This window comes from Chromobacterium sp. Rain0013 (assembly GCF_015291765.1).
GTDB lineage: Bacteria > Pseudomonadota > Gammaproteobacteria > Burkholderiales > Chromobacteriaceae > Chromobacterium > Chromobacterium haemolyticum.
Genome location: NZ_CP031514.1, coordinates 2,737,539 through 2,762,582 on the forward strand (window position 1 = coordinate 2,737,539; position 25,044 = coordinate 2,762,582).

General features: G+C 63.9%; 19 protein-coding genes. 7 read left to right on the plus strand and 12 right to left on the minus strand.

Going from position 1 to position 25,044, the window contains the following annotated elements:
- Positions 1–126: 126 nt before the first annotated feature.
- A complete protein-coding gene (locus DXT74_RS12760) occupies positions 127–2,793 on the plus strand; it encodes a collagenase (protein WP_194426138.1) in 2,667 nt (888 codons plus the stop codon).
- Between the two features lie 196 nt (positions 2,794–2,989).
- Here the strand turns inward: DXT74_RS12760 and DXT74_RS12765 are convergent, their stop codons facing one another.
- Entirely contained in the window at positions 2,990–4,144 is a 1,155-nt protein-coding gene (locus DXT74_RS12765; RefSeq protein WP_231138176.1) for a hypothetical protein, read from the minus strand.
- Positions 4,145–4,176: 32 nt separating this feature from the next.
- On the opposite strand from DXT74_RS12765, the gene DXT74_RS12770 reads away from it, so the two are divergent.
- Positions 4,177–4,902 (plus strand): GAF domain-containing protein, encoded by a 726-nt coding sequence (locus DXT74_RS12770; RefSeq protein WP_043641525.1) that lies wholly within the window; start codon positions 4,177–4,179, stop codon positions 4,900–4,902.
- Positions 4,903–4,998: 96 nt separating this feature from the next.
- On the plus strand, positions 4,999–5,580 hold the full coding sequence (gene ribA / locus DXT74_RS12775) for a GTP cyclohydrolase II (RefSeq protein WP_019104318.1): 582 nt from the start codon (positions 4,999–5,001) through the stop codon (positions 5,578–5,580).
- Between the two features lie 62 nt (positions 5,581–5,642).
- Here ribA and DXT74_RS12780 read toward each other — a convergent pair whose 3' ends face one another.
- From DXT74_RS12780 to lptF, 5 genes are all read right to left on the minus strand, one after another.
- Positions 5,643–6,287, minus strand: a complete 645-nt coding sequence (locus DXT74_RS12780; RefSeq protein WP_043592114.1) for a HugZ family protein — start codon at positions 6,285–6,287, stop codon at positions 5,643–5,645.
- Between the two features lie 100 nt (positions 6,288–6,387).
- Positions 6,388–8,016, minus strand: coding sequence for a protease pro-enzyme activation domain-containing protein (locus DXT74_RS12785; protein WP_194426139.1), 1,629 nt, complete (start codon positions 8,014–8,016; stop codon positions 6,388–6,390).
- A gap of 290 nt (positions 8,017–8,306) precedes the next feature.
- Positions 8,307–10,880, minus strand: coding sequence for a [protein-PII] uridylyltransferase (locus DXT74_RS12790; RefSeq protein WP_194426140.1), 2,574 nt, complete (start codon positions 10,878–10,880; stop codon positions 8,307–8,309).
- A gap of 1 nt (position 10,881) precedes the next feature.
- Positions 10,882–11,958, minus strand: coding sequence for an LPS export ABC transporter permease LptG (gene lptG, locus DXT74_RS12795; protein WP_043592119.1), 1,077 nt, complete (start codon positions 11,956–11,958; stop codon positions 10,882–10,884).
- Positions 11,959–11,965: 7 nt separating this feature from the next.
- Positions 11,966–13,066: an LPS export ABC transporter permease LptF gene (gene lptF / locus DXT74_RS12800; RefSeq protein WP_043592120.1), complete on the minus strand. Its 1,101-nt coding sequence runs from the start codon at positions 13,064–13,066 to the stop codon at positions 11,966–11,968.
- A 201-nt stretch (positions 13,067–13,267) separates the two neighbouring features.
- Between lptF and DXT74_RS12805 the strand changes: the two genes are divergently transcribed.
- From DXT74_RS12805 to DXT74_RS12820, 4 genes are read left to right on the plus strand one after another with little or no spacing between them, the layout of a single operon-like run.
- A complete protein-coding gene (locus DXT74_RS12805) occupies positions 13,268–14,833 on the plus strand; it encodes a leucyl aminopeptidase (protein WP_114154845.1) in 1,566 nt (521 codons plus the stop codon).
- The gene (locus DXT74_RS12810; RefSeq protein WP_039756731.1) at positions 14,820–15,242 is read left to right on the plus strand and encodes a DNA polymerase III subunit chi; all 423 of its coding nucleotides are present in this window, start codon (positions 14,820–14,822) and stop codon (positions 15,240–15,242) included. Before DXT74_RS12805 ends, DXT74_RS12810 begins: the two co-directional genes overlap by 14 nt.
- A gap of 2 nt (positions 15,243–15,244) precedes the next feature.
- On the plus strand, positions 15,245–17,887 hold the full coding sequence (locus DXT74_RS12815; protein WP_194426141.1) for a hypothetical protein: 2,643 nt from the start codon (positions 15,245–15,247) through the stop codon (positions 17,885–17,887).
- Positions 17,880–18,440 carry a cob(I)yrinic acid a,c-diamide adenosyltransferase gene (locus DXT74_RS12820; protein ID WP_194426142.1) on the plus strand — a complete coding sequence of 187 codons (561 nt, stop codon included), beginning with the start codon at positions 17,880–17,882 and terminating at the stop codon, positions 18,438–18,440. The genes DXT74_RS12815 and DXT74_RS12820 overlap by 8 nt, the downstream gene beginning before the upstream one ends.
- Positions 18,441–18,548: 108 nt before the next feature.
- Here the strand turns inward: DXT74_RS12820 and DXT74_RS12825 are convergent, their stop codons facing one another.
- The 6 genes from DXT74_RS12825 to glnE all read right to left on the minus strand — a co-directional run bounded on the left by DXT74_RS12825 (position 18,549) and on the right by glnE (position 25,006).
- Positions 18,549–19,148: a hypothetical protein gene (locus tag DXT74_RS12825; protein WP_194426143.1), complete on the minus strand. Its 600-nt coding sequence runs from the start codon at positions 19,146–19,148 to the stop codon at positions 18,549–18,551.
- Between the two features lie 123 nt (positions 19,149–19,271).
- A complete protein-coding gene (locus DXT74_RS12830) occupies positions 19,272–19,865 on the minus strand; it encodes a TetR/AcrR family transcriptional regulator (RefSeq protein ID WP_194426144.1) in 594 nt (197 codons plus the stop codon).
- Positions 19,865–20,902 carry a lipopolysaccharide heptosyltransferase II gene (gene waaF, locus DXT74_RS12835; protein ID WP_043641535.1) on the minus strand — a complete coding sequence of 346 codons (1,038 nt, stop codon included), beginning with the start codon at positions 20,900–20,902 and terminating at the stop codon, positions 19,865–19,867. Before waaF ends, DXT74_RS12830 begins: the two co-directional genes overlap by 1 nt.
- A 134-nt stretch (positions 20,903–21,036) precedes the next feature.
- Complete coding sequence (locus tag DXT74_RS12840) at positions 21,037–21,237, minus strand: zinc-finger domain-containing protein (protein ID WP_019104039.1); 201 nt, start codon at positions 21,235–21,237, stop codon at positions 21,037–21,039.
- A 43-nt stretch (positions 21,238–21,280) separates the two neighbouring features.
- Positions 21,281–22,204, minus strand: a complete 924-nt coding sequence (locus tag DXT74_RS12845) for a branched-chain amino acid transaminase (RefSeq protein WP_194426145.1) — start codon at positions 22,202–22,204, stop codon at positions 21,281–21,283.
- Between the two features lie 105 nt (positions 22,205–22,309).
- Entirely contained in the window at positions 22,310–25,006 is a 2,697-nt protein-coding gene (glnE, locus tag DXT74_RS12850; RefSeq protein WP_194426146.1) for a bifunctional [glutamate--ammonia ligase]-adenylyl-L-tyrosine phosphorylase/[glutamate--ammonia-ligase] adenylyltransferase, read from the minus strand.
- Positions 25,007–25,044 lie beyond the last annotated feature (38 nt).

The following is a 25,044-nucleotide window of genomic DNA, read 5'->3' on the forward strand; positions in this document are numbered from 1 at the left end:
GTTGTAATTATGGTTTAAATTGAAGATTTTATTTTAAACTAAATTTTCATGACGTTTGCTATTCGATATGATTTGACGTTCGCATTTCATTATTGATGCGACATTATCAATGTCTTGGATAGCGTCATGATAAAAACAGCTTCGCTCAGCAGCGTGCGCGCACTGAGTCTTTCCGTGATGGCCGCCGCCTTATTGGCCGGTTGCGTCAGCGATTCCGAAAAAACGGCAGTCAGCCAGCCGGCGCCGCAGGCCAATCTGCCTCAGGCCGGCCACTCTTCGCATTCTCCGGCTTTGTCGGAGAAACCATCCTATCCGCACGGCTTGCCGCCCGGCGCGCCGGCCGACGGCGCCGGTCCCGGCGCCAAGCCGCAAGGGCCGATGCAGCAGACCGGCGCGCGTCGCGCCAAGGAGGCCGCGGCTGTGCCGCGGTATGCCGACTGCGACGAAGCCAAGCTGGGACAATTGTCCGGCGCGGCCTTGGCGCGCTATGTCGCCAGCGTAGAGGGCACTTGCATGAACCGCCTGTTCCAGGCGGACGCCTTCAGCTACCGGGTGGTGTCGCCGGCGAATATGCGCGAAGTGGCGGTCGAGGCCCGCGCCCGCGCGCAAAGCTGGGACGGCAAGAGCGTCAACGGCCTGTGGCCGCTGGCGGTGTTCCTGAAAGCCGGCTATTTCACCCAGTACAGCCACGCTGGGGAAGTGGGAGATTACGGTCGTCCGGTGGACGAGCCGGTGATGCAGGTCGTGAGCGCGCTGGCGGAAAACCCGGCGCTGTGGAGCGAGCCGGTGCGCGACGGCAGCGGCGATCGCGACGCCTGGTATCTGGCGACCGATCTACGCCAGTCCGTGGCGGAAACCATGATCCTGGCGGATTCGGTGCGCAAGCCGGAATACGCTTTGCCTTTGTTGCAGCGCTTCTTCGGCCGCTACAACGCCGCGGTGAAGAACAACTGGGCGCGCATCGCGCTGCATCCGATGCAGACCACGCTGTTCAATATGCATTACACCGAGGGCTTCGCCGCCAAGGCGGGCGCCGGGCAACTGGATGCGCTGGCGACCAGCCTGGCAGGGCTGACCCGCGCCGGCCAGTCGGCCTTCGCCGATGAACAGATGTATCTGAACACCGTGCGCGAGACCGGCCGTTTCATGCAATACCCGCGTACCGCCAAACTGGCGGAGGACGCGGTGGCCGGCCTGCTGGGCGGCGAGAAGTTCGGGGCCTCGTGGGCGGAAGCGGTGTACGCGCTGAAGAAACTGGGCAAGGTGCCTTGCGAGCGCTACGGTATTTGCCAGGCGGAGCAGGAACTGAAAACCCATTTGTTCCCGCATAGCTGGAGTTTCGACAACGGCAATCTGGTGTTCGAAACCCCGCTGGCGCTGGCCGAAGTGGAGCCGCTGTACTACGCGATGAAGCAGGTGCAGGCGCAACTGGGTCGGGTCAGCGGCATCAGCCAGCCAGTGAGCGGCGACACCAACGCCAAGCTGCGCATGGTGATTTACGGCAGCAAGACCGCCTACCAGCGTTTCCAAGGCCTGCTCAATGAATTGTCCACCGACAACGGCGGCATTTACATCGAAAAAGACGGCACCTTCTACACCTTCCAGCGCGAAGTGCCGCGCGAGAGTTATCTGAGCCTGGAAGAACTGGTGCGCCACGAGTACGTGCACTATCTGTCCGGCCGCTTCATCCAGCCGGGGATGTGGGGCAGCTCCGAGTTCTACCGCGACGACCGCCGCATGGCTTGGTACGACGAGGGCTTTGCCGAATTCATGGCCTGGAGCACATCGCGCGACGGCATTAAGGTGCGCGGCCACGTGGTGGACGTAGTGGCCAATGGTTGGCCGCAAAGCTATCTGGAGCCATCCCGCATCATGCGTTCCAGCTATAGCGACGGTTGGGACTTCTACAGTCATTCCGCCTTGTGGTTCTACTATCTGAACCAGCAACAGCCGGGCCGCATCGCCGAGATCCTGGCTGCGCTGCGCGCCGACGATGTCAAGCGCTTCGACGCCTTGGTGGCGGAAATGGGTCGTGACGCCAGCCTGGCACAGGGCTTCCAAGACTATGTGGGCCGTCAGGTGGAGGCGCAGCGCGCCGGCCAGTTGGGCAATACCTCAACCGAGCTGGGTGTGGACTGGCTGAAGCAGGCGCAATGGCAGGCCGGCGACGTTGCTGTGATTGAAGGCGCGATGCGCCGCTATCTGCCGGTGGCGTGCCGAGTGTGGGCCGACGGCGAGCGCAGCGCTCTGCGTCGCTTCGAATGCGACGGCGTGCTGCCGCTTCGTTCCGGCACCGCCACGCTGGCGCGTCAGGAGTTGGACAAGACCTTGGACTCCGCCTTGCAGAACCTGCTGCGCGGCAGCGGCGTCAACAATATGATGGCGCTCAACTGCGCGGCTACCGACTACGACTTCAAAGCCAAGCGCGCCGCGCTGCGTTGCGAAGGTCCGCTGGGGCCGGCCGCGTCGCAGCCGTCGCAACCCGGCGGCGGCGACGCTCAGCTGGGCCTGGCCAAACTCAGCTATTCCAGCCCTGTGCGTTGCTTGCGCGGCCAGTTGCAAGGCGTGGGCGAGCCGGACGGCTATAGTCTGGTGAGCGGTCCCAAGTTAGGCCGCGCCATCATGGCCGACCACGGCGCGTTCAACTACCGGCGCGATCAGGACCAGCCGGGCGTGGCCGACCAGATCACCGTGCGCGTGCGCAAGGGCGCGCAAACGCGGGACGTGGTAGTGCAGTTGCTGGCGACGCCGGTGAATATGCCGGAAGAGGAGTGCTGGGCTCGCGCCGGTTGAGGCGTGCTCAATGTCTGCTGCGCTTCGGCGGGCTAGTTAGACAGGCGCGTTGAAAACATCTTCAGAATGCTCATGTACTGTATGACCATTCCGCTTCTTCAGCTGTTTTCGCCTTGTCTCGCCTTTGCTCGCAAGACATTGGAAGGGTTCTGAGCTGTGAATGAAAAGAGCCGGAAGATTCCCGGCTCTTTTTGTTTTAGAGTGTTTGAACCTGGCCCAGGTCCGGCCGCTCCAACCACGCCATGAAGGCATCCCCCAAGCGTTGGCTCTCAGCGGTGGCTTGGCGCCAGAAACGCTGGCGTTGCTCGTCCCGGCCCAGGTAGCGGTGGAAGTCGTTGCGGTCCGGCAACTTGCCGCCGGGCAGCCGCGCCAGGTAATCGCGCGACGGCGAGATCAGCACGGTGTTGGCGTGGTGGGTCGGGTTGGGCCGGCGCCAGGGCAGGAATTTGTCGAACCAGCCGGGCACGATGCGCTCGGTGAAGTGAGGGTACAGCACGATGTCGTCGCCCTGGGCAAAGGGGAAGTCCAGGTGGTAGTCGGTCAGGCCGCCGTCTCGATAAGTGGCCGCCGGGGCGCCCGGCAGCTGCACGCCGCTGAGCACGCCGGGAATGGCGATGGTGCCCATCAGCGCGGCGTCCAGATTGTCCGCCTCCAAGGGCTGGCACAGCGTGGGAATGCCGTCCTCGGGCTTGAAGCGCAAGGCGCTGCGGGGGTCATGGCAGATCACTCGGCTGAAAGCGTGGCGCAGCAGGCCGCGCGACACGGTGTTGAGCGCGGCGCTCAGCGCCAGGCCGCCCAGCAGCGCGGCGCGCGCTTCGCTGGCGAGCAGGCCGTGGGAACGCACCAGCAACAGGCTAAGCTGATAGTGCGGGTGGTCTATCAGCGCGCTGCGCGCCGCCGGCGGCAGTATCTCATCCAGCATCAGGCGGGTCTGGCGGGTGATGTCGGTCACGCTGGAGTCTGCCGTGTAGCTTTCTTCGGTATAACGCGCGGCCAGGCGCGCCAGCGCTTGGCTCGGTTCGGCTTGCATCGCGCAGGCGAATCGCCAGCCGCCGATGGAGGCGCCGACCAGTTCGCGCCGCCGTGGGTTGCGGTTCAGCCATTCGAACACCGCCTGATCCAGGCCGGTGATGCCTATCGCCTTGGGCCCGCCGGCGGCGCCGGGCAGGGTGGCCACGCTGGCGGCGGGCAATCCTTGGCGCGCCAGCAGCTTGCGGGCGTGCGCGCCGGCCTTGATCACGAGGGGCGAGTAGGGGATATGGATGGCGGGCATGGGCTTGTATTCCGGACTGGGGTTGGCCAGCGCGGGGCGGTTTTTGGTATCCTGCTGGGTTTCGATATTCATTCGCATCGGGCGGCGCGGCCGCCTTCAGGAGCACTGTCATGATACCCGTAAGCCAACTGGCCGACTATCTGCGCGAGCAGAGCCTGGAACTCGATCGCACCGAGCTGCAGATCGCGGTGTTGACCCTGTCCGCGGTGTTGAACGCGGACAAGCCGGCGGCGCGGCAGGATCTGTATCGTTACCAGGTGCCCAAACTGAGCGAAGATGGCAGTTGTTCTTTGTTCGAAGAACTGGCCGACGAGCCTTATGATCTGGCGCCGCTGTTCGGCGGCGAAAGTCCGGAAGCCACGGCGGCCTTGCGCAATCTGCACGCGCTGGTGGAGTCGGTAAACCATAAGGTGGGCGCGGACTGGCTGGGCGTATATCGGAAGATCGGCAAAGGCCAGCAGGCCAAGCTGGTCAAGCTGGCCTACCAAGGCGTGCCCAGCCGCGCCGAGTTTCCTTTGACCGAGGCCTTCGCCGAGTACAGCAACAACAGCCGGGTGGGGCTGACCGGCTGGGCGGTGTTGATCGAAGACGTCAAAGCCTGGCGCGCCGAGGGCGGCGGCTATTACGAGTGCGATCCCAAGGTGATGAGCGAGGTGTGCCTGCCGGTGCTGGGGCCGGACGATAATGTGCTGGGCATTCTGGATGCCGAGGCGTCCAGCGCCGGCTTCTTCACGCCGGAGCGGCTGGTGTGGCTGGCAGCGCTCGCCATCGTGTTGGCCGAGCCCTTCGCCGCCTTGCCTTTAGCGCTTGAAAATCCGGAAGCCGACCACAGTTAATAAAGATTATTGCGCGCGGATTCAGGCGTGCTTATCAGGTTTAGCGGAGAAATAATGTCATTGCCTGCTGTCGAGCTCAGCGCGGATGAGCCGAGAATGGAATATGTCGCCAGTTGCAAGCTGCCCACCCCTTGGGGTGAGTTCACCATGCATGGTTTTGAGGAAGTGGGCGGCCGCGAGCACGTTGCGCTGACCCTGGGCACGATAGACGACGGCGAGCCGGTGTTGTCGCGCTTGCATTCGGAATGCCTGACCGGCGACGCCTTGTTTTCGCTGCGCTGCGATTGCGGTTTCCAACTGGAGGCGGCCTTGTCCGCCATCGCCGCCGAAGGCCGCGGCGCGCTGCTGTATCTGCGTCAGGAAGGCCGCGGCATCGGCCTGATCAACAAGATCCGCGCCTACCAGCTTCAGGACGGCGGCGCCGACACCGTGGAAGCCAACGAGCGGCTGGGCTTCCCCGCCGACATGCGCGATTTCCGCATCGCCCGGCACATGCTGGAGCAGTTGGGCGTGTCGCGGGTGCGGGTGATGACCAATAATCCGCGCAAGATCGAAACCCTGCGCACCGCCGGCATCGATGTGGTGGAGCGGGTGCCGCTGGAGGTGGGGCGCAATCCGCACAACGACCGTTATCTGGACACCAAGGCCAGCAAGCTGGGTCATATGTTGTTCAAGTGAACGGCAGCGTCTCAGCGGCGCAAACAGGATGTGAACGAACGGGAGCCGATGGCTCCCGTTTTTCATGCCAGCGCCGCGGTCAGTTCCGGCCAGCGGGCGGCCAGCTCGTCCGCCTCCAGCGCGGCGGGGAAGGCCAGGCGTCGGCGCGCGGCGGCGATCTCATAATCAATGCCGTGGCAATCGGCGCCCAGCAGTCGGACGCCGGCGGGAAGCTCGGTATTTTGTTCCAGCAACTCCGCTTCTTGCTCCGGCTCCAGCGCCGGGCCGTCAAGCCACTGCTCGGCCTCCAGCCAGCCCATGCGGCCGAAGCCTTCGATATAGCGCAGCCGTCGCGGCTCCAGCCGGTAGAAGGTGAAATCCAGTTGTAGCCAGTTTTCGGCCTCCGGCTGGTAGCGCAGGTGGCGGGCCAGCTCCAGCGGGGTGGGCTGGAAGGGCTCCATATCGCCCAGCAGGGTCAGGCGCGCGCCGCTCTGACTGGACTCCGCCGCCGGGTCCAGCAGCGCGATGCTGCAGCGCGGGTCGGCCCGCAGGTTTTTGCAGTGTTCGGCCAGCGCGCTGAGACAGAGCGTGGGCCGGTGGCGGGCGTCGGGCACGCAGGGTATCGGCGTGGCGTAGGGGTAGCCGTCCAGTTGAGTGCTGTGAGTGGCCAGGCTGGCTTGGGCGCAACGGTGAAGTAGATGGATGGCGGCTGAGGGCGGGATTTTCATGTTTGGTTTCCGGCGCGAAGTGGGCTCATCTTAGCCGGCGATGGGGCTAGGCGCAAAAAAGCCCCGGCGGACCGGGGCTCAAGGCGAGAGAGCGTTGCGCTTAAAACCCAGGGGTCCTGGCGATGAAGGCGTTCAGGTTGGCGATGTTCAAGCTGCCCCAGCCGGTGGTGTAGTCCCAGCCCTTGGCGGCGCTGTAGGCGCCGTTGCTGCCGCTGGTTACGTCGTGGTACAGCGAGGGGTTGGCCTTGAAGTATTTGTAAATCGACGGCGCCGGCGAGTGGATGTTGTTGCCGTTGGCCGATTCGATCCGCGCCCAGAAGCCGGTGAACAGCGGCGCCGCCAGGCTGGTGCCGCCGATCTGCGAGGTGCTGCCGTTGACCAGCACCAGCGCGCCGCTGTTGGGGTCGGCGTCGAAGGAGACGTCGGGCACGCCGCGCTTGGTTTTGGAAATGGTCAGCACGCCGGCGCTGGTCTGCCAGGCGGGAGCGCTCTCGGTATAGCTGGGGCCGCCGCCGCCGCCGTTCCAGGTGGTTTCAGACAGATAGCCGGTTTTACCGCTGGTGGACAGCGTGGTGCCGCCCACCGCGATCACGTAGGGCGATACCGCCGGGTAGCTCTGGCGCGCGGTGCGGCCGCCGCACTCGTAGGAGCCGGAGTCGCCGGTGGACACCGAGAAGGTTTGGCCTTGGGCCACCGCCGCCTGGAAGATCTGGTCGGCGCTGGCCGTCATGCCGTCGCTCTGGGCGCTGGTTTCGCATTCGCCCAGCGACACGTTGATCACCTTGGCCGTGCCGTCGCTGACCGCGGCGTTGAAGGCGGCGGTGATGTCGGCATTGGTCATCGACGGCGCAACGTAGAAGTTCATCTGTTGAACCGCGCCGCCGGCGGCGGCGAGGATGTCCTGGCTGTCCAGGTTCCATTCCTCGGTGCCGGAGGTGTCGCTGGTGGGCGTGCCGCTATTGATCACCGAGGTGGCCACCGTGCCGTAGCCGACGCTGCTGGCGAAGTCCTGCAGATCGCTCAGCGTCTGGGTCAGGTCGCCCTCGGCGATGATGCCGACCGTGGTGTTGCTGGCCGGGGGCAAGCTGTTCGCATTGTAGATGGACGGGAAGTCGGTGGGGGAGTGGCCGCTGACGCTGGCGGTCTTGAAGGCCTGCGGCGTGGGGTGGCGCAGCGCGGTGTGGAACTGGTGAACATTTTGCAGGCCGTGCACGGCCAGCACGATGTCGGCCAGCTGGTTGGGCACCTGAGCGTTGGCGACATTGGCGAAGGCTTGGCGACCGTTGATGTTGTAGCGGTGCAGCGAGGTCTGGAAGCCGGCCTTGACGGTGGCGGCGCTGCCGTCTGCGGTGATCAGCAGGCGGTTGGGCGCCACTTTGATGTTGCGGAAGCCGTTGGCCTGCAAATGCTTGACCACGGTCTGTGCCTGCGCCTCAGTGGGCGAGAAACGGTCCAGGAACTCGGTCTTGCTTAAGTAGTGCTTGCTGCCGCCTTGCAGGATGCTCTGTGTGAGCGTGTCCAGTTGCGCTTTGTTGCGCACTTTCAAAGCCACCGCGATGTGCACGCTCTGGCCGGCGGCGACTTCGCCGCTGTCCTGTGCTTGCGGGATCAGCGATTGGACCGGATGGGCCAGGGTGTTGGTGGATTGCCAGTTGAGGGTTGTTGCTTGCGCCGCGATGCTGAAGAAGGCGGCGGACACCAGTGCGGCAGTGTATTGCTTGGCAAACATTCACTTCTCCTCTGAAGAAGTACCGCGCGGGCCTGCTGTTTGGCATGGCCCTTGGACCAGGCTTGTAGTCGCTCGATGGCGCGCCTTTGGTCCAGGTTGGTTGCCCTTGGTGCGGAAGGGCTGCTCCCGATGGGGAACGCTGAATGTGTAATCCTTGATGTCGGTCAATGACAAATAAATTTGCGCAAGTGGGGAAAACTGTAGGGAAAACGCAAATTTATGACGTTTGCAATGCTGTTTGCTGGTGTCAGCAATGAGTGGAGCGAATGAATGGGCTTGGCTTGAGCTGCTCAGAGCCTTAGCGCGGCCATCAGCGCGTTCTCCAGCGCCAGCACCGTCTTATCGTCGTTGAGGCCGGGGCCGGAGATCAGGAAGGAGTCTTCGGCGCGGCTGCCCAGGGTCATGATCTTGGCGGATTGCACATTCATCCGGTAGTCGGACAGCACTTTGGCGATGCGCGCCAGCAGGCCGGGGCGGTCCCCGGCGACGATGGATAGCACGTAGAAACTGGCTTTGTCATCCGGGCGAATCAAGATTTGCGGCGTGATTGGGAAGTGTTTGAGGTGGCGGCTGATCCGGCCGGAGGCGGGCAGGCTCAGTTCGCCCTCCTGGCGCAGGCACTCGGCCAGTTCGAACTCGATGAAATTGATCATGTCGCGATAATCGCCGTCATGATGCTCGGGCACGAAGACGTGGAAAGTGTCCAGCGCGTAGCCGTGGCGGGTGGTGTAAACCTTGGCGTCGGCGATGCTGTAGTGGGTGCGGCCGAAAAAAGCGCAGGCGCGGGCGAACAGTTCCGGGCGATCCCGGGTGTAGATCAGCACCTGGATGCCTTCGTGGTCGTCGGACAGCCGGGCGCGCACCAGCGGCCCGTCGGCATGGACGAAGCGGTTGAGCAGCCGCGCGTGCCAGGCGATCTCCTTGGCTTCGTGGCGCAGGAAGTAGACAGTGTCCAGCTCCTGCCACAGCGCGGCCTCCACGCCGCTTGGCACCGCGTGCAAGCGCAACAGCGCCTGGGCCTGGTGTTTGCGCTCCTCTAGCTCAGAGGCGACGTCTAGCTGGCCGCCGCGCACCAGCTGGCGCATCGCCGCGTGGTAAAGGTCTTCCAGCAGCTTGGCTTTCCACGCGTTCCAGACTTTGGGGCTGGTGCCTCGGATATCGGCCACGGTCAGCAGGTAGAGCGCGGTCAGCCGGCGCGGCGTGCCGGCCAGTTCGGCGAAGCGGCGCACGGTTTCCGGGTCGTAAATGTCTTGCTTCTGCGCCACGCTGGACATGGTCAGGTGCTGGCCCACCAACCAGACCACTAGTTCGCCATCCTCGGCCGGCAAGCCGTGCTGGCGGCAAAAGTCCGCCGCGTCCGCCATGCCCAGCGTCGAGTGATCGCCGCCGCGGCCCTTGGCGATGTCGTGGAACAGGCCGGCAAGGTACAGCGTTTCCGGCCGCTCGAAGTCGTTGATCAGCCGGGACATCAGCGGATATTCGTGGGTAAAGGCGCTGCTGGCGAAGCGGCGCAGATTGCGCACCACCATCAGGATGTGCTCGTCCACGGTGTAGACGTGGAACAGGTCGTGCTGCATTTGGCCGACGATGTGGCCGAAATTGGGCAGGTAGCGGCCCAGCACCCCGTATAGATTCATCCGCCGCAGGCAGCGCGTCAGTCCGTTGGGCTCTCGGAATAACTGCAAGAACAGCTCGCGGTTGCGCGGGTTGTTGCGAAAGCGTTCGTTGATGTGGCTGCGCGCGTGCCACAGCGCGCGCAGCATGCGCGGGGCGAAACCGCTCAGTTCCGGGTTGCGCTGCAGCATCAGAAAGGCTTCCAGGATGGCGGACGGGTATTTCTCGAACACATCCGGCTGACGGATGCCCAGCATGCCGTTGACCGAGTAGAAGCGCTCGTTAAGGTTCTGAGTGACGCGCGGCACTTGGGAGTAGATCCTGCCGCGCAGATTGGGCAGCAGGATGCCGTTGAGCTGGTTAACGGTCTTGGCGGCGCGGTAATACAGCTGCATCGCTTGTTCGCTGGCGCGCTTGGCCGGTGTGTCCTGCAGGCCCAGCGCTCGGCCCAGTTGCTGTTGCAAATCGAATATCAGCCGGTCTTCGCGCCGGCGCGCCAGCAGGTGCAGTTCGATGCGCAGGCCCAGCAACTGGCGTTCGCTGTGTTTGATCAGCCGCGCCTCGGCCAAGGTCAGGATGCCGCGGCGTACCAGCGCGTCCCAATTGTCGCCCAGGCCGATGGCTTTGCTGATCCACAGAATGGTGTGCAGGTCGCGCAGGCCGCCCGGGCTTTCCTTGATATTGGGCTCCAGATTGTTGCCGACGCCGAAGTGGCGAGTGTGGCGCTGCTGCTGTTCCTGGGTCTTGCCTTCGAAAAAGGCCAGCGGGTCGCGCTGGCGGTCCAGCAGCGCGCTCATGCGCCGCCAGGGCGCGGCATCGCCGGCGATGAGTCGGTTTTCCAGCAGATTGGTTTCAATGGTGATGTCGCCGCGCGCCTCGGACAGGCATTCTTCGACAGTGCGCACGCTGTGGCCTATCTCCAGGCCCACGTCCCACAGCTGGCTGATGAAGGCGCCGACGCGTTCGCCCAGCTCCGGCGACGGTGGCTGGTCCAGCAGCACCAGCAGGTCGATGTCGGAGTGGGGGAAAAGCTGGCCGCGGCCGTAACCGCCCACGGCGATCAGGCTGGCGGCGCCGTCCAGACCGGATTGCGCCCACAGCGCCTGCAAGGCGGCGTCCACCGTCTGGCTGTGCCGCTTCAGATATTCCTGAGGATTGCGCTGCTGACGGTATTGCTCGGTCAAAGCCTGACGTTTGCCGGCCAGTTCCTGGCGCATTTGGGCGAGGGAGTCCGCGGCCGGCGAGTTCATGTCAGCGCCTTTCCTGTCTGGCGATAATGGCGACGCCGGCCACCAGGAACAGCAAAGTGGGCAGCGTGGCGGACAAGATGGGGTTCCAGTCGTACAGCAGGCCCAGATGACCGAACAGGCGGTTCACGAAGTGAAAGGCGATGCCCAGGCAGATGCCGCCGAACAAACGGATGCCCAGTTGACCGTGGCGGCGTTGCTGCGGGGTGAAGGCCAGCGCCACCAGGGCCATCGAGATACAGGCCAGCGGATAGAAGAGCTTGCTCCACAGCGCGATCTCATAGCGTTGGGTCTGTTGCTTGTTGCTGCGCAAGTGCTCCAGATAGGTTAGCAGCGCGCTGGCCGACATCTGTTCCGGCACGACCAGCAGCACCGACAGGATTTCAGGCTCGACGATGGATTTCCAAGACAGCTCCGGATAATGGCGGCTGACCGACTGATCCGCGCCCAGCGTGGTTTCGCGCACATTGATCAGGCGCCATTGCTGCTCATCCTTGGAGAATGAGCCGCGTTCGGCGTAACGGGTGCGCACCAGGCGGAAATCGTTGTCGTAGGTGTAGATGCGCACGCCCAGCAGCGAGGTGTCCGGCAGCATCTCATGAACATTGATGAAGTTCTGATTGTCCTTGACCCAAATACCGGAGCGGAATTCCTGCGCCACCATCGAGTGGGTGGCGGACAGCTTCAGACTTTGCGCTTGCTGGCCGGTGCGCGGCGCCAGCACCTCGCCCAGCAGCACGGTGAGCAGGGCGAAGCCGAGGCCGAACTTCAGCAGCGTGGCGGCGATTTGCGGCAGCGTCACCCCGCTGGTGCGTATCACTGTGTATTCGCTGCTGGTGGCCAGCTGGGTCATCGCCACCATGCCGCCGATCAAGACCGCCAGCGGCATCAACTCATAAGCGTGGCCGGGCATCAGCAGCGCGACATAGCCCAGCATCTTGCCCAGGGTGTAGCTGCCCTTGCCCAGGTTGGGCACTTCGGCCAGCAGGTCGAAGAAGCCATACAGGCCCAGCAGGGCCAGCAGGGTGAACAAGGTCGCCTGGCTCAGAGTGGCGACGATGTAGCGATGAATCAGTTTCATGACGGGATCAGGATTTCCGGAACAGCAGGGACAAGGCCTGGCCGATGGGACGAGCCGGCCGGTTGCGGTAGCTCAACAGCGCAAGCGCCAACGCCAGCATGGCCAGGTGCACCAACAGCACCAGCCAGACGCCGGCCTTGCCCTGGGCCACCCAGTTGCGGGCCACGGTCAGTCCGTTCTGATAAACAAAGAAAACCAGCAAAGACAGCAGTAGATTGTAGGTCTGGCCGCTGCGCGGGTTGAAATAGGACATCGGAATCGCCAGCAGCGCCAGAATCACGCAACTGATCGGCATCGACAGCCGCCAGGCCAGTTCGGCGCGGTAGTCGGCGGAGTCCTGGCTCAGCAATTGGGCGGTGGGAATGGCCTGGCGGTTGCCGGAGGGGCCCGGCATCTGCTGGCTTTCGCCGATGCCGGCGGTGTAGCGCTGAAATTCCGCCACCTCGTAATTGGCGCTGCCCGGCTCGCCTACATAGCGCTGCCCATGTTCCAGCACCACCACGCGCTCCCCGTCCGGCTTAGTGGTAATAAAACCGGATTTGGCGAAAATGGTGGCCACTTTGCCGTCGGTGATTTCCTGCATGAAAATATTAGTGGCCGCGCCGTGCTCGCCAGAGTAGTTCTCAATAAAATATACCTTGTTGGACGAGGCGGATTCTTTGAACACGCCGGGGGAGATTGCGGAAACCTCCTCGCGGCGTTTGATCTGTTCGGCATAGTCTTGGCTGCGTTGGTCCGCCCACGGCCCGATGAACAGGGTGACGCCGGCGATCAGCATCGCCAGCGGCAGGGTGAAGCGCATCACCGGCCACACCCAATTGCTCAAAGACAGGCCGGAACTGAGCCAGACCACCATCTCGTGATCGCGCCAAATACGGGTCAATACCACCAAAATGGTGGCGAAAACCGTCAAAATCATCAATACCGGGAAAAAGCCCAGCGTGGTGAAGCCAAGCACCGCGGCAACGGCCTCGTTGGCCATTTGTCCTTCGGCCGCGCGGCCCAGAAGATTGACTGCCTGAGTGGAAACGATAATCGCCAGGAGCACGATGAAAACGCCTAATGCGCTCAAAGTCAGCTCGCGAGTCAGGCTTTTTTGAAAAACCATTTATTCAGTGCCTTTTTGACTTTTCATGAAAAGCATTGTGATAATTCCGGGGACCATCCAGAAACGTCAAAAACGGACGATTTCGGAATCAACAACAAAATCCGTCTTCACCGGAAGGCCGGGCCGTCAGGATTCTACCTGCGCATCGACGGCCGGTTAAGAGGTGTAGCTACAGACACTCGCTCTACACGGGAGTTCTCAATGGAATTTAACATAAAAAGCGGCAGTCCGGAAAAGCAACGGGTAGCTTGCGTTATCGTCGGCGTATACGAATCCCGCAAGCTGACTTTCGCGGCGGATCTGCTGGATCGCATCTCCAACGGCTTCATCAGCGACGTGCTGCGTCACGGCGACATGGAAGGGAAGCTGGGCAGCACGCTGGTGCTGCACTCGGTGCCGCACACCCTATGCGACCGGGTGATGTTGGTGGGCTTGGGCAAGGAGCGGGAGTTCCGCGCCAAGGAATACCGCGAGGCGGTGCGGGCCTCGATCAAGGCCTTGACCCAGACTTCCGCGGTGGAAGCGGTCAGCTACCTGAGCGAACTGACAGTCAAGAAGCACGATGTAGAGTGGATGATAGAGCAGGCGGCGGTGGTGACGCTGGACGCCTTGTACCGTTTCGACCGCTTCAAGAGCAAGGTGGACGAATCCGTGCGAGAGCCGCGCAAGCTGACGCTGGCGGTACCGCGCCGCAGCGATCTCGCCGACGGCGAAAAGGGCTTGCAGCGCGGCCTGGCCATTGGCAGCGGCATGAGGCTGGCCAAGGATCTGGGCAACCTGCCGGGCAATGTTTGCACTCCCAGCTATCTGGGCGAAGAAGCGCGCCAGATGGCCGCCGCTTTCGGAGCGGACGCCGAAATCCTGGGCCCCAAGCAAATCGCCGAACTGGGCATGGGTTCTTTCCTGTCCGTGGCCAAGGGCAGCACTGAAGAAGCGCGGCTGATCGTGCTGCGCCATCATGGCGCCAAAGACAAAGGCGACAAGCCCATCGTGCTGGTGGGCAAGGGCATCACCTTCGACTCCGGCGGCATTTCGTTGAAGCCGGGCGAGGGCATGGACGAGATGAAGTACGATATGTGCGGCGCGGCCACCGTGCTGGGCGCTTTCCGCGCCGCGGTGGAAATGAACCTGCCGCTGAACCTGGTTGCCATCGTGCCCACTTGCGAAAACATGCCCAACGGCAACGCGTTGAAGCCGGGCGACATTGTCACCTCGATGTCCGGCCAGACCATCGAGATTCTGAACACCGACGCCGAAGGCCGACTGATTCTGTGCGACGCGCTGACCTACGCCGAGCGTTTCGACCCGGCCACCGTGATCGACGTGGCCACGCTGACCGGCGCCTGCGTGGTCGCGCTGGGCCATATCGCCACAGCGCTGTACAGCAACCAGGACAGCCTGGCGCGCGAGCTGCTGGCCGCCGGCGAGGAAGTGGCCGACCGCGCTTGGCATATGCCGCTGTGGGACGAGTACCAGGACATGTTGAAGAGCCCGTTCGCCGATATGGCGAATATCGGCGGACGTCCGGGCGGCAGCATCACTGCGGCCTGCTTCCTGTCGCGCTACGCCAAGGCTTACGATTGGGCGCATTTGGATATCGCCGGCACCGCCTGGAAGGGCGGCAAGGACAAGGGCGCCACCGCGCGTCCGGTGCCTTTGCTGGTGCAGTTCCTGCAAGACCGCGCGGACATCGCGTTGGGCAATGTGGTGCGACGCGGCCGTCCGCGCCGTGAAACCCCTGAAACGGTGGACGATGAGCAGGATTGATTTTTACACCAAAGTGGCCGATCCGCAGGGCTTCGCCTGCCTGCTGGCGGCCACGGTGATGCGCAAGGGGGAGCGGCTGCTGGTCTGGTTCGACAGCGAGCAGCAGCTCGATACCTTCAGCCGACAGCTGTGGAGTTTTGGCGATACCCGCTTCGTGCCGCACTGCCGGCTGGGCGCAGACGAGGCGGCGGACACGCCGATCTGGCTGACCGCCCGCCTGCCGGATGCGTTGGAGCACCCGGTTTTGTTGAATCTGGGATCGAATTTGCCGGAGCGGATGGAGCGCTTTGATCGTATTCTGGAAATAGTCGGACGCGACGAAGCGTCGCTGGAGACGGCGCGCCTGCGGTTCAAGGCGTATCGCGAGCGCGGTTATGCAATCGAACATCACGACATGAGCAACAAGTGACCATGAGCGAGCCGTCAAAGCCCAAAGAGCCTGACTGGTCCGGCCTCAACCTGCCGGTGTTGACCGAGGTGGTGGATGAGTCGCAAGTGCCTACCTTGGGCGACGAAGTCATCGACATTCCCGATTTTGATTTCTCCAGCGAACTGGACGCGCTGGCCGACCAGTTGGGCGAACCGCCGCAGGATTTGCCCGCCGAGTTGGAAATTCCCGAACTGAGCCTGGAAGAACTGATCGCCGCCCCTGTTGCCGGCGAAGAACCGTTGCTGGACCTGGCTTCGCTGCCGTCGCTGGATCTGGACGACATACCTGCCTCCGAGCTTGGCATCGAGCAAGTGCTGCCAGGTTGGAGTCCCGCCGCGGCCTCGCCGGAAGCGGCGCAGCCGCCGGCGGCGGAGACCGGTGATTTCGAATTCTTGTTGCAGCCGGCCGGCGAGGAGCAAGCAGCGGAGGCCGTGGCTGACGAACCCGCGTCTATCGCGGAAGAAGCGCCGGCGGCGGTTCCTGCTTCGGCGCCCGTTGCCGAGCCGCTAATGGCCGAAGCTGAGCCGGCAAGGGGCGCCGCGCTTGCGGCCGCTGAGCCGGAACCCGTTGGTATAGAGATTCCGGACGCGGTGGCGCCAACCGCCGAGCCATCCGCGCCGACGCCTTTCACTTCCATTTCCTTGGATAGCTTGCCCACCGGCGTGCTGGGCGGCGGAGTCGGACCGGAAACCCAGGTGGACAGCTTGCTGCCGAGTTGGCCGGAGAGCGCGGCGCAAGAACCCGTGCCCGTCTGGCCGGAATCCGCCGAGGCCCCATCCGTCGGCGCGCCGGAAGCGGCGGCGGAAGGCCCAGAGCCATTTGCGCCGCCTAAGGGCGATAACGCCGCCGACCCCTTCCTGGCGCCGCCCGAGGCGGATGAACTGGCCGCGTTGGCGCTGGAACCCGCGCCGGCGTTTGATGATGCGCCGGCCGTAGCGCCCGAGGCGGTGTTTGAATCGGCGATGGCGTTTCCCGATGGGATGATTTCGCCGGAGTCCTCCGCCGTCCCTGAGCTTGACGTGCCGGGAGAGGAGCCCTTGCTGGCCGAGATCGACCAGGCACTGGCGGGGTTGCAGACGGAGCCCGTCATGGCGATGCCGGAAGCCGTTGAGGCGGATGCGCCGATGATGGATTCCGCGTTTTCCGCACCGGTGGCCGAGCCTGTGCTGGACGAGGCGCTGGAGCTACAAGCCGCAGACCTGGACGTTCCACAGCTGGATGCAGTGTTTGCCGAGCCGGCGAAAGCCGAAGCGGTGCCTGAGCCTGTGTTGAACGAGGCGTTGGAACCACAAGTTGCTGAACTGGACGTTCCGCAACTGGATGCCGCATTTGCGGAACCAGCGAAAGAAGCGGCGCCTGAGCCTGTGCTGGACGAGCCGCTGGGGCCGCAAGCTGCAGATCTGGAGGTTCCGCATCTGGACGCTGCGTTTGCAGAGCCGACGGAGGCCGAAGCGGCAGCAGAGTCTGTGCCGGAAGAAGTGCTGGAGCCGAAAGTCGTCGAATCAGAGGTTCCGCAGCTGGACGATGCGTTTGCGGAACCGGCGGAAGCCGATGCGGTGGCCGAGTCTGTGCTGAACGAGGCGTTGGAACCACAAGTTACTGAACTGGACGTTCCGCAGCTGGACAATGCGTTTGCCGAGCAGACGGAGGCCGAAGCTGCGGCAGAGTCTGTGCCGGAAGAAGTGCTGGAGCCGAAAGTCGTCGAATCAGAGGTTCCGCAGCTGGACGATGCGTTTGCCGAGCAGACGGAGGCCGCAGCGGCGGCAGAGTCTGTGCCGGAAGAAGTGCTGGAGCCGAAAGTCGTCGAATCAGAGGTTCCGCATCTGGACGCTGCGTTTGCGGAACCGGCGGAAGCCGAAGTGGCGGCAGAGTCTGTGCGGGACGAGGCGTTGGAGCCACAAGTTGCTGAACTGGATGTTCCGCAGCTGGGCGCTGTGTTTGCCGAGCCGCCGGTAGCCGAAGCGGCTGCCGAGCCTTTGCTGGAGGACGTGCTGGGGCAGCAAACCACCGAAACGGCGGCCATGCCGGAGCCGGTAGCGGCCGAGCCGGAAATGTTCTTGGAGGATGTCGAGCCCGAGTCGCTGGCTCCGGCTATGGCCGAGGGCGAGATACCCGAACTGACGGTGTTTGAGTCCGAGTCCGAGATGGGTGGAATGGGGGGCGCGGAGTTGGCGGCGGGAGCCGGGGCGCTGGCAGCCGCAGGCTTGGCGCTTGCCGTCGGCGCGGAGTCGTCGGCGGGCGAGGCGGAACAGGGGCCGGTCTCCGAGGCGGCGACGGCGCGCGGCGTGGAGGTCTTGAAGGTGTCCGAGGTGGCTTCGGCCGCCGCGGCCGCCGCGATGATGGCGCCTCAGGCGGTGAATGCGCCGCCGGGCACGGTGGCGGTGATAGACGAACAGGCCTTGCTGCAGTCCATGTACGAAAAAATGCTGCCGCGGATGAAGGTGGAACTGTCGCTGTGGTTGCAGGACGCTTTGGAGCTGCAGGCCAAGCAGATGCTGTCGGGCGTAATGCATCAGCTCAAGGAAGATTACGAGATGCTGTTTGGCGAAGCCTTGAAGGAGAGTCTGCGTCAGACAATCAACTCTTTGGGCAAGATTGAAAAGGATGGGAAACGCGATGAGTGATCGATTGTCGCATATCGTCACCAGGACCGGCGACGACGGCAGCACGGGTCTGGGGGACGGCAGCCGGGTGGGTAAGGACAGCTTGCGCATCCGCGCGTTGGGCGAGGTGGACGAATTGAACTCGGTGCTGGGAGTGTTGCTGGCGGAAACGCTGCCGGACGAGGCCAGAGCCTGGCTGTCCGAGACCCTGCACGATTTGTTCGATCTGGGCTCGGAGCTGGCGGTGCCCGGCTACAGCGCTTTGGGCGCCGAGCACGTGCAGGCGCTGGAGGCTGTAGTGGCCTTCCTCAACGAGGATTTGCCGCCGCTGCAAGAGTTCATCCTGCCCGGAGGCTGCAGGGCGGCCGCACTGTCGCACCAAGCCCGATCGGTGTGTCGCCGCGCCGAGCGCGCAGTGGTGGCGTTGGCGCAGCAGGAGACAGTGTCAGACGCGGCGCGCCGCTATCTGAACCGCCTGTCCGACCTGCTGTTTGTGCTGTCGCGTTATCTGAACCGGCAGGCCGGGGAACCGGACGTGTTGTGGCGGCCGGGGCGCAAAACCGGCGAAGTCTAAAAACCTGTTCACGATCTGCCGCGCGTTGCGGAGCGTTACACGCTGAGTACGCGTTCGGCAAAAAAAAACGGCAATCCTTTGGGATTGCCGTTTTTTGTGAGGGTGGCGTCAGGCCACTTCCGAGACCCGCGGCCGGTAAGGGCTGTTCTGCAGCAGGGACTGGGTGGTCTGGTACTGAGTGACCGCTAATTGGCCGCTGGCGTTCTGTTGCTGGGAACGGGCCACCGCATTGTTGTTGGTCTGGTTGGTCTGCTGTTCCGCTTGATTGTTGGCGGCTTGCTGCTCATTGGCCGCCGGCACCGTGGTCGGGCGCGGAGGCGTCGCCGGCGGCGCGCTGGCGGCGCGATTGGCGCTTGCCGTTTCCGCGGCGCGCTGTTGAGCCCGCGGGGTGTCGTTGGCCGCGGCGGCCGGAGCGGCTGAGCTGGCCAGGGCGGCGGTTTGGGCCTGTTCCTGGCTAACCCGTTGCTGGTCGCCGTTGCGGGTTTGCGCGGCATTGGCCTGCGCGGTGTTCAACTGACGTTGCAGTTGCTGCTCGACGCGGGCTGTGTCGGGGTTTTGCCGGACCGCGGCCTGGCTGACGTTTTGCTGTGAAACCGCAGGAGTGGCGGACCGCGGTTCTTCCAGCGTCTTTTGCTCAGGCCGCGTGTTCTGCAGCGATTGCAATTGCTGCAGAGAGTTGAGGCTGCCTATGCTGCCGGTGCTTGCCATATCGCTCTCTCCAAACCGTGGTTGCCGTTGCCGTCGCCCAGGACGGTATAGAGCCCAGTTGCCCTATATCGCTGATTCTAGAATCTTTTTCGGTGGATTGCCGAATTTTTTCTGGTCCAATGGTCAGGTTTGTGGCAGTAATACCAAATCCAACATGCGTTCGGCCAGCTGATCCACGCTCAGCGGGCCTTCGGAGCGGTACCACTGCACCGACCAATGCAGGCTGCCCAGCAAGGTGCGGCGCAGCAGCGCGGTGTCGGGTTTGACCAGTCCGGCGGCGGCGGCCTCGTCCAGCGCTTGTTGCCAAAGCGCTTCGTAGCGGTCACGCAGCACGATCAGGCCGGGCCTGGCGGCAGCGGACACGCTGCGCCATTCGTACAGCATCACTTCCAGCGCCGCCTGATTGTCCCCCAGCAGAGAATTGAGATGGACGCGGAACAGCGCGGCCAGCTTGGCTCGCGGCGATCCGGCTTCGTCCAGGGCGCGCTTTAATTGCTCGGTGGTGCTGGTGATGCCCAGGGCCATCACCGCGACCAGGATTTCTTCCTTGGTGCGGAAGTGGTAGAACAGGCTGCCGGATTGCATGCCGACCGCGTTGCCCAGGTCGCGCACTGTGGTGCGTTCGTAGCCCTGGTCGCGGAACAGTATCGCCGCGGCGCGGACCAGTTCCATGCGGCGGCTGTTTTCTTCGACGGGTGCGGTGTTGTCTGTGCTCATTATTGTGTTTTTTCTTGGGAGTGGACGGGCAGCAGCGGAAGCGCGGCTTGCCAGACCCGATCCGGCTCCATTTTTTCCAGGCAATCGGTATGACCGTAAGGACAGGTCCGCTCGAAACAGGGGCTGCAGTCCAGGTTGAGGGAGACGATGGCGGCCCGCGTCGACAACGGCGGCGTGAAATCGGGGCTGGAGGAGCCGTACAGCGCCACCAGCGGTTTGTCCAGCGCCGCAGCAACATGCATCAGGCCGGAATCGTTGCAGACGGCGAGCCGGGTCAGGCCGATCAGGTCTATCGCTTCTTCCAGGCCGGTGGCGCCGCAGAGGTTGACGGCCAGCCCGCCGGAAAGGCGGCTGATGTCGTCGCCCACTTCGCGGTCCTTGCCGGAGCCGAACAACCATACCGCGTAGCCGGCGGCGTCGAAGCGGCGCGCCAGCTGGGCGAAGTGTCGGGCCGGCCAGCGTTTGGCCGGGCCGTATTCGGCGCCGGGGCAGAAGGCGACCGCAGGGCGGCTGGCGTCGAGCTTCAGTTTGTCCAGCGCCGCTTGCTGGCTGGCATTGGTCAGCGCCAGCCGAGGATGGCTGAGCGGCCGCGGCAGCGGCGCGCCCTTGTCTTCGGCCAGCGCGCAAAAGCGTTCCACCATCATCGGCAGCGCCTGTTCGTCCAGTTCGCGCGCGTCGTTGAGAATCCAGTAGCGCGATTCGCCTAGGAAGCCGGTGCGCAAGGGGATGCCGGCGAACAGAGGGATCAAGGCGGATTTCAGCGAGTTGGGCAGCACGATGGCTTGGTCGAAGCGTTCGGCCGCCAGCTGGCGGGCCACCTTCCAGCGTTCGCCCAGGCGCAGGGCGCCGTGGCCGAAGGGGTTGAGGTGGGCCTTGGCCACTTCCGGCATCCGCGCCAGCAGCGGCAGGGTCCAGGCCGGCGCGAATACGTGCAACTCTAGATTGGGGTGGCGTTGGTGCAGCCTTTGGTACAGCGGTTGCGCCATGACGCTGTCGCCGACCCAAGAGGGGCCGATGACGAGGATTTTCTTCTTCATTGCAGATGTTCCGATTGCAAACCGAAACCGGGTCGCGGCGGCCCGGCTTGGGTTTGCAGACGGAGGCTGCCGGGCAAGCAAAAAAGGTGCGGCTCGCGCCACACCTTAGCTGCGTTGCCGGCGCGGGGCCAGGCTCAGTGGTGGCCGCCTGCCGGACCGTTCAGTTTGTAGCGGGTGCCGCAATAGGGGCACAGCGCTTCGCCGGTCTTGTGCACGGGCAGGAACACGCGCGGGTGGGAGTTCCAGGACACCATGTCCGGCATCGGGCAATGCAGCGGCAGGTCGTGCTGGGTGACTTCGATCACGCGTTGAGTGTTTTCTTTCTGTTCAGCCATTCTGTATTCCTTGCGGAGCCGCCGCGCGGGCGGCTCGTCTTGCTTAGTTGACGTAGGTCAGCCAGTGCTGGTGTTCGGCATCCAGTCCTTTGACGATGTCGAAGTAGCGCTTCTGGATTTCGGCGGTGATGGTACCACGATTGCCGTCGCCGATCGCGCGTCTGTCGAGCTCGCGGATCGGGGTGACTTCGGCGGCGGTGCCGGTGAAGAAGGCTTCGTCCGCGCTGTAGACTTCATCGCGGGTGATGCGCTTTTCTATCAGTTCCAGTCCCATTTCCTTGGAGATGTGCACCACGGTGTCGCGGGTGATGCCTTCCAACGCGCTGGTCAGGTCAGGAGTGTACAGTTTGCCCTTGCGGATGATGAAGATGTTTTCGCCGGAACCTTCCGCCACGAAACCGTCCACATCCAGCAACAAGGCCTCGTCGTAGCCGTCGGCGGTGGCTTCGTTGTTGGCCAGGATGGAGTTCATGTAGTTGCCGTTGGCCTTGGCCTTGCACATGGTGATGTTGACGTGGTGGCGGGTGAAGGAGGAGGTCTTCACGCGGATGCCTTTTTCCAGGCCTTCGTCGCCCAGGTAGGCGCCCCAGGGCCAGGCGGCCACGATTACGCGGACATCGTTCTTCAGCGGCGCCACGCCCAGTTTTCCGGAACCGTAGAAGGCCATGGGGCGGAAATAGCAGGACTTGAGGCCGTTGGCTTTGACCACGTCCAGGTGGGCCTGGCTGATCTGTTCCGGCGTGAACGGCAGCGTCATGCCCAGGATCTTGGCGGAGCGGAACAGTCGCGCGGAGTGGTCTTCCAAACGGAAGATGGCCGGACCTCTGGGGGTTTCGTAAGCGCGCACGCCTTCGAACACGCCCATGCCGTAATGCAGGGTGTGGGTCAGAACGTGGGTGGTGGCGTCGCGCCAGTCCACCAGTTCGCCGTCATACCAGATTTTTCCGTCACGATCAGCCATCGACATCTTGGTGTTCTCCAATATTGTGTTTTCGCTTTGCGGATAGGGTCGGATCTTGTCCGACCGTATCCAATGAGTTTATCTCGCCCTTATGACGCTGTGAACCGTTTGTCAGGAAAAATTGAGCGCTTGCTCGAATACGAGCCGCCACAGCGATCGGCATAGGCTGTAGTCCTGCTGCAAAGCCGCGTCCGGCGTGACCGTCTGTTTTTCGTTGAGCCGGGCGGCGTGCTGGAGCCGGCGATAGTGACGATAGGCGTTGCGCGCCGCTTCGGCGTCGGCGGCGGGGATCAGTCCGGCCTCGGCTGCTGTGGCCAGCAAGGCGATATTGCCGGCGTTGGCGGTCAGCGCCGGGAGCGCGTGGGCATGGGCCAGGATCAGGTATTGGACGATGAATTCGATGTCTATGATGCCGCCGCGCGCGTTTTTCGGGTCTTCGTCGCGGGCGGGGTGGCTGTCCAGCATGCGTTGGCGCATCGCCAGCACTTCGTCGCGCAGCACGCTAAGCTCGCGCCGGCGGGTGAGGATGGCGTGGCGTTCCTGTTCGAATTGGGCGCCGACGTCTGCGTCGCCTGCCACGTAGCGGGCGCGGGTCAGCGCCTGGTGTTCCCAGACCCATGCCTGCTGTTCCTGGTATTGGCGGAAGGCATTGACCGAGCTGACCAGCAGGCCGCTGGCGCCGTTGGGGCGCAGCCGCAGGTCGATGTCGTAGAGCACGCCGGCGGCGGTGGCGCTGGTCAGCCAGGTGGACATTTTGCGCGCCAGCCGCGAGTACAGTTCGGCGGCGTCCGGGTGCTCGTCGTCGTAGAGGAAGATCAGGTCCAGGTCCGAAGCGTAGCCCAGCTCTTTGCCGCCCAGCTTGCCGTAGCCGATGATGGTGAAACGCGGCGTGTCGCAGTGGCGGCTGGGGATGTCCAGCCAGGCGTGGCGCAGCGTGGCGGCCAGCACGATGTCGGCCAGCAGCGAAAGCTGGTCGGACAGCGCCTCCACCGTCCACATGCCGGCCAAATCCTGCGCCACCAGGCGGAAGGATTGCGCGTGCTGGAAGTGGCGCAGCGCGTCCATCTTGGCTTCCACGTCGCCGTCGGCCTGGCGCAGCTGTTGTTCCAACTGTTCCGCCAGTTGTGGCCAGTCCGGCGTGGCGTAGAGCACGCGCGCGTCCAGCAGTTCGTCCAGCAGGATGGGATGGCGGGTCAGGTAGCCGGAGACCCAGGCGCTGGACGAATAAAGCGAGGCGAGCCGTTGCAGGGTTTGCGGGTATTCTGTCAGCAGCGCCAGGTAGGATGCGCGGCGGCTGATCGCCTCCATCAAGGCGATGATGCGCGTCAGCGTGGCATCGGCGTTGTCGAAGCGGGAGGCGACCTCGATCAAGGCGGGCATCAGTTGGTCGAACTGCTTGCGGCCGTTTAACGGCATCTGCTGGTAGCGCTGTCCTTGGGCCAGGCTTTGCAACTGGCGCGCCACTTGTTCCGGCTCGGCGAAGCTCATCCGCCGCAGCCGCTCCACCGGCAACTCGTCTGCGATGTCGCGCCACAGATCGGCCAGGGGGTGGTCGGTAGCGCCCTCGGTGGGCAGGATGAACACTTGCTCGAAGTGGCGGGTGACTTTGCGGCGCTGCTGGTTAAGCCGGTTCATGAACTGGTCCCAGTCGGCGCAGCCCATGCTGGCGGCGATGCGGGCGCGGTTGTCGGCGCCGGCGGGCAGGGTTTGGGTTTGCTGGTCGTCCAGGTATTGCAGCCGATGTTCCAGATTGCGCAGGAAGGCGTAAGCCTGCAGGAGTTCGTCGACGGCGGCGGGCTCCAACAGCCGCAGCTCGCCCAGCCGGCGCAAGGTTTCGCGGGTGCCGCGCAGTTGTAGGCTGCGGTCGCGGCCGCCGCGTATCAACTGGAATACTTGTGCGATGAATTCGACTTCGCGGATGCCGCCCGGTCCCAGTTTGATGTTTTCAGCCCTATCGCGGCGGGCCACTTCGCGGCGGATTTGCGCGTGCAGGTCGCGCATCGCGCCGTAGGCGCTGTAATCCAGGTATTTGCGGTAAACGAAGGGGCGCGCCGTGTCGGCCAGCGCCGCCGCGTCGCCGCTGAGCGGCCTGGCCTTGATCCAGGCGTAGCGTTCCCATTCCCGGCCCTGGCTCAGCAGGTAGTTTTCCAGGGCGGCGAAGCTCATCGCCAGCGGGCCGGAATCGCCGTAGGGCCGCAGCCGCATGTCGACGCGGAATACCTGGCCATCGGCGGTGACGTCGTTGAGCAGGGCGATCAGCCGCTTGCCCACCTGGGTGAAGTATTCGTGGTTGCTGATGGAGCGGCCGCCGCGGGAGGCGCCGTCGGTGTCGCCGCTTTCCGGGTAGATGAAGATCAGATCGATGTCGGAACTGACGTTGAGCTCGCCTCCGCCCAGTTTGCCCATGCCGATGACGATCAGTTGCTGAACCTCGCCGCTGTCCTCGCCTATTGGCTCCCCGTAGTGGGCGAGGCCGGCGCGCGCGGAGGCCAGGGCCCGTTGGACGGCGAAATCGGCCAGCGCGCTAATGGTGGATACCACCTCGTCCAGATCCGCCAGGCCGTTGAGGTCGCGGCAGATCAGCCGCGCCACCACGGCCTGCCGCAGCCGCCGCAGCGCCGGGGCCAGTCTTTCGGCATCGGTCAGCGCTTCCCAATCGGCGAAGGCGTTCATCTCCGCGGCGTCGAAGCGGTGGCTCAGCCGGCTTTCCAGCCTGGCCAGCTCGGCGGGCTGGGCGGTCAGCAAACGTTGCAGATAGTGAGAGAACTCGCGGCTGCGGGCAATGGCAGCGGCCGTGTTTGCTGGCATAATAGGCCCCTACGGCATGTCAATTCTTGATGGCCACA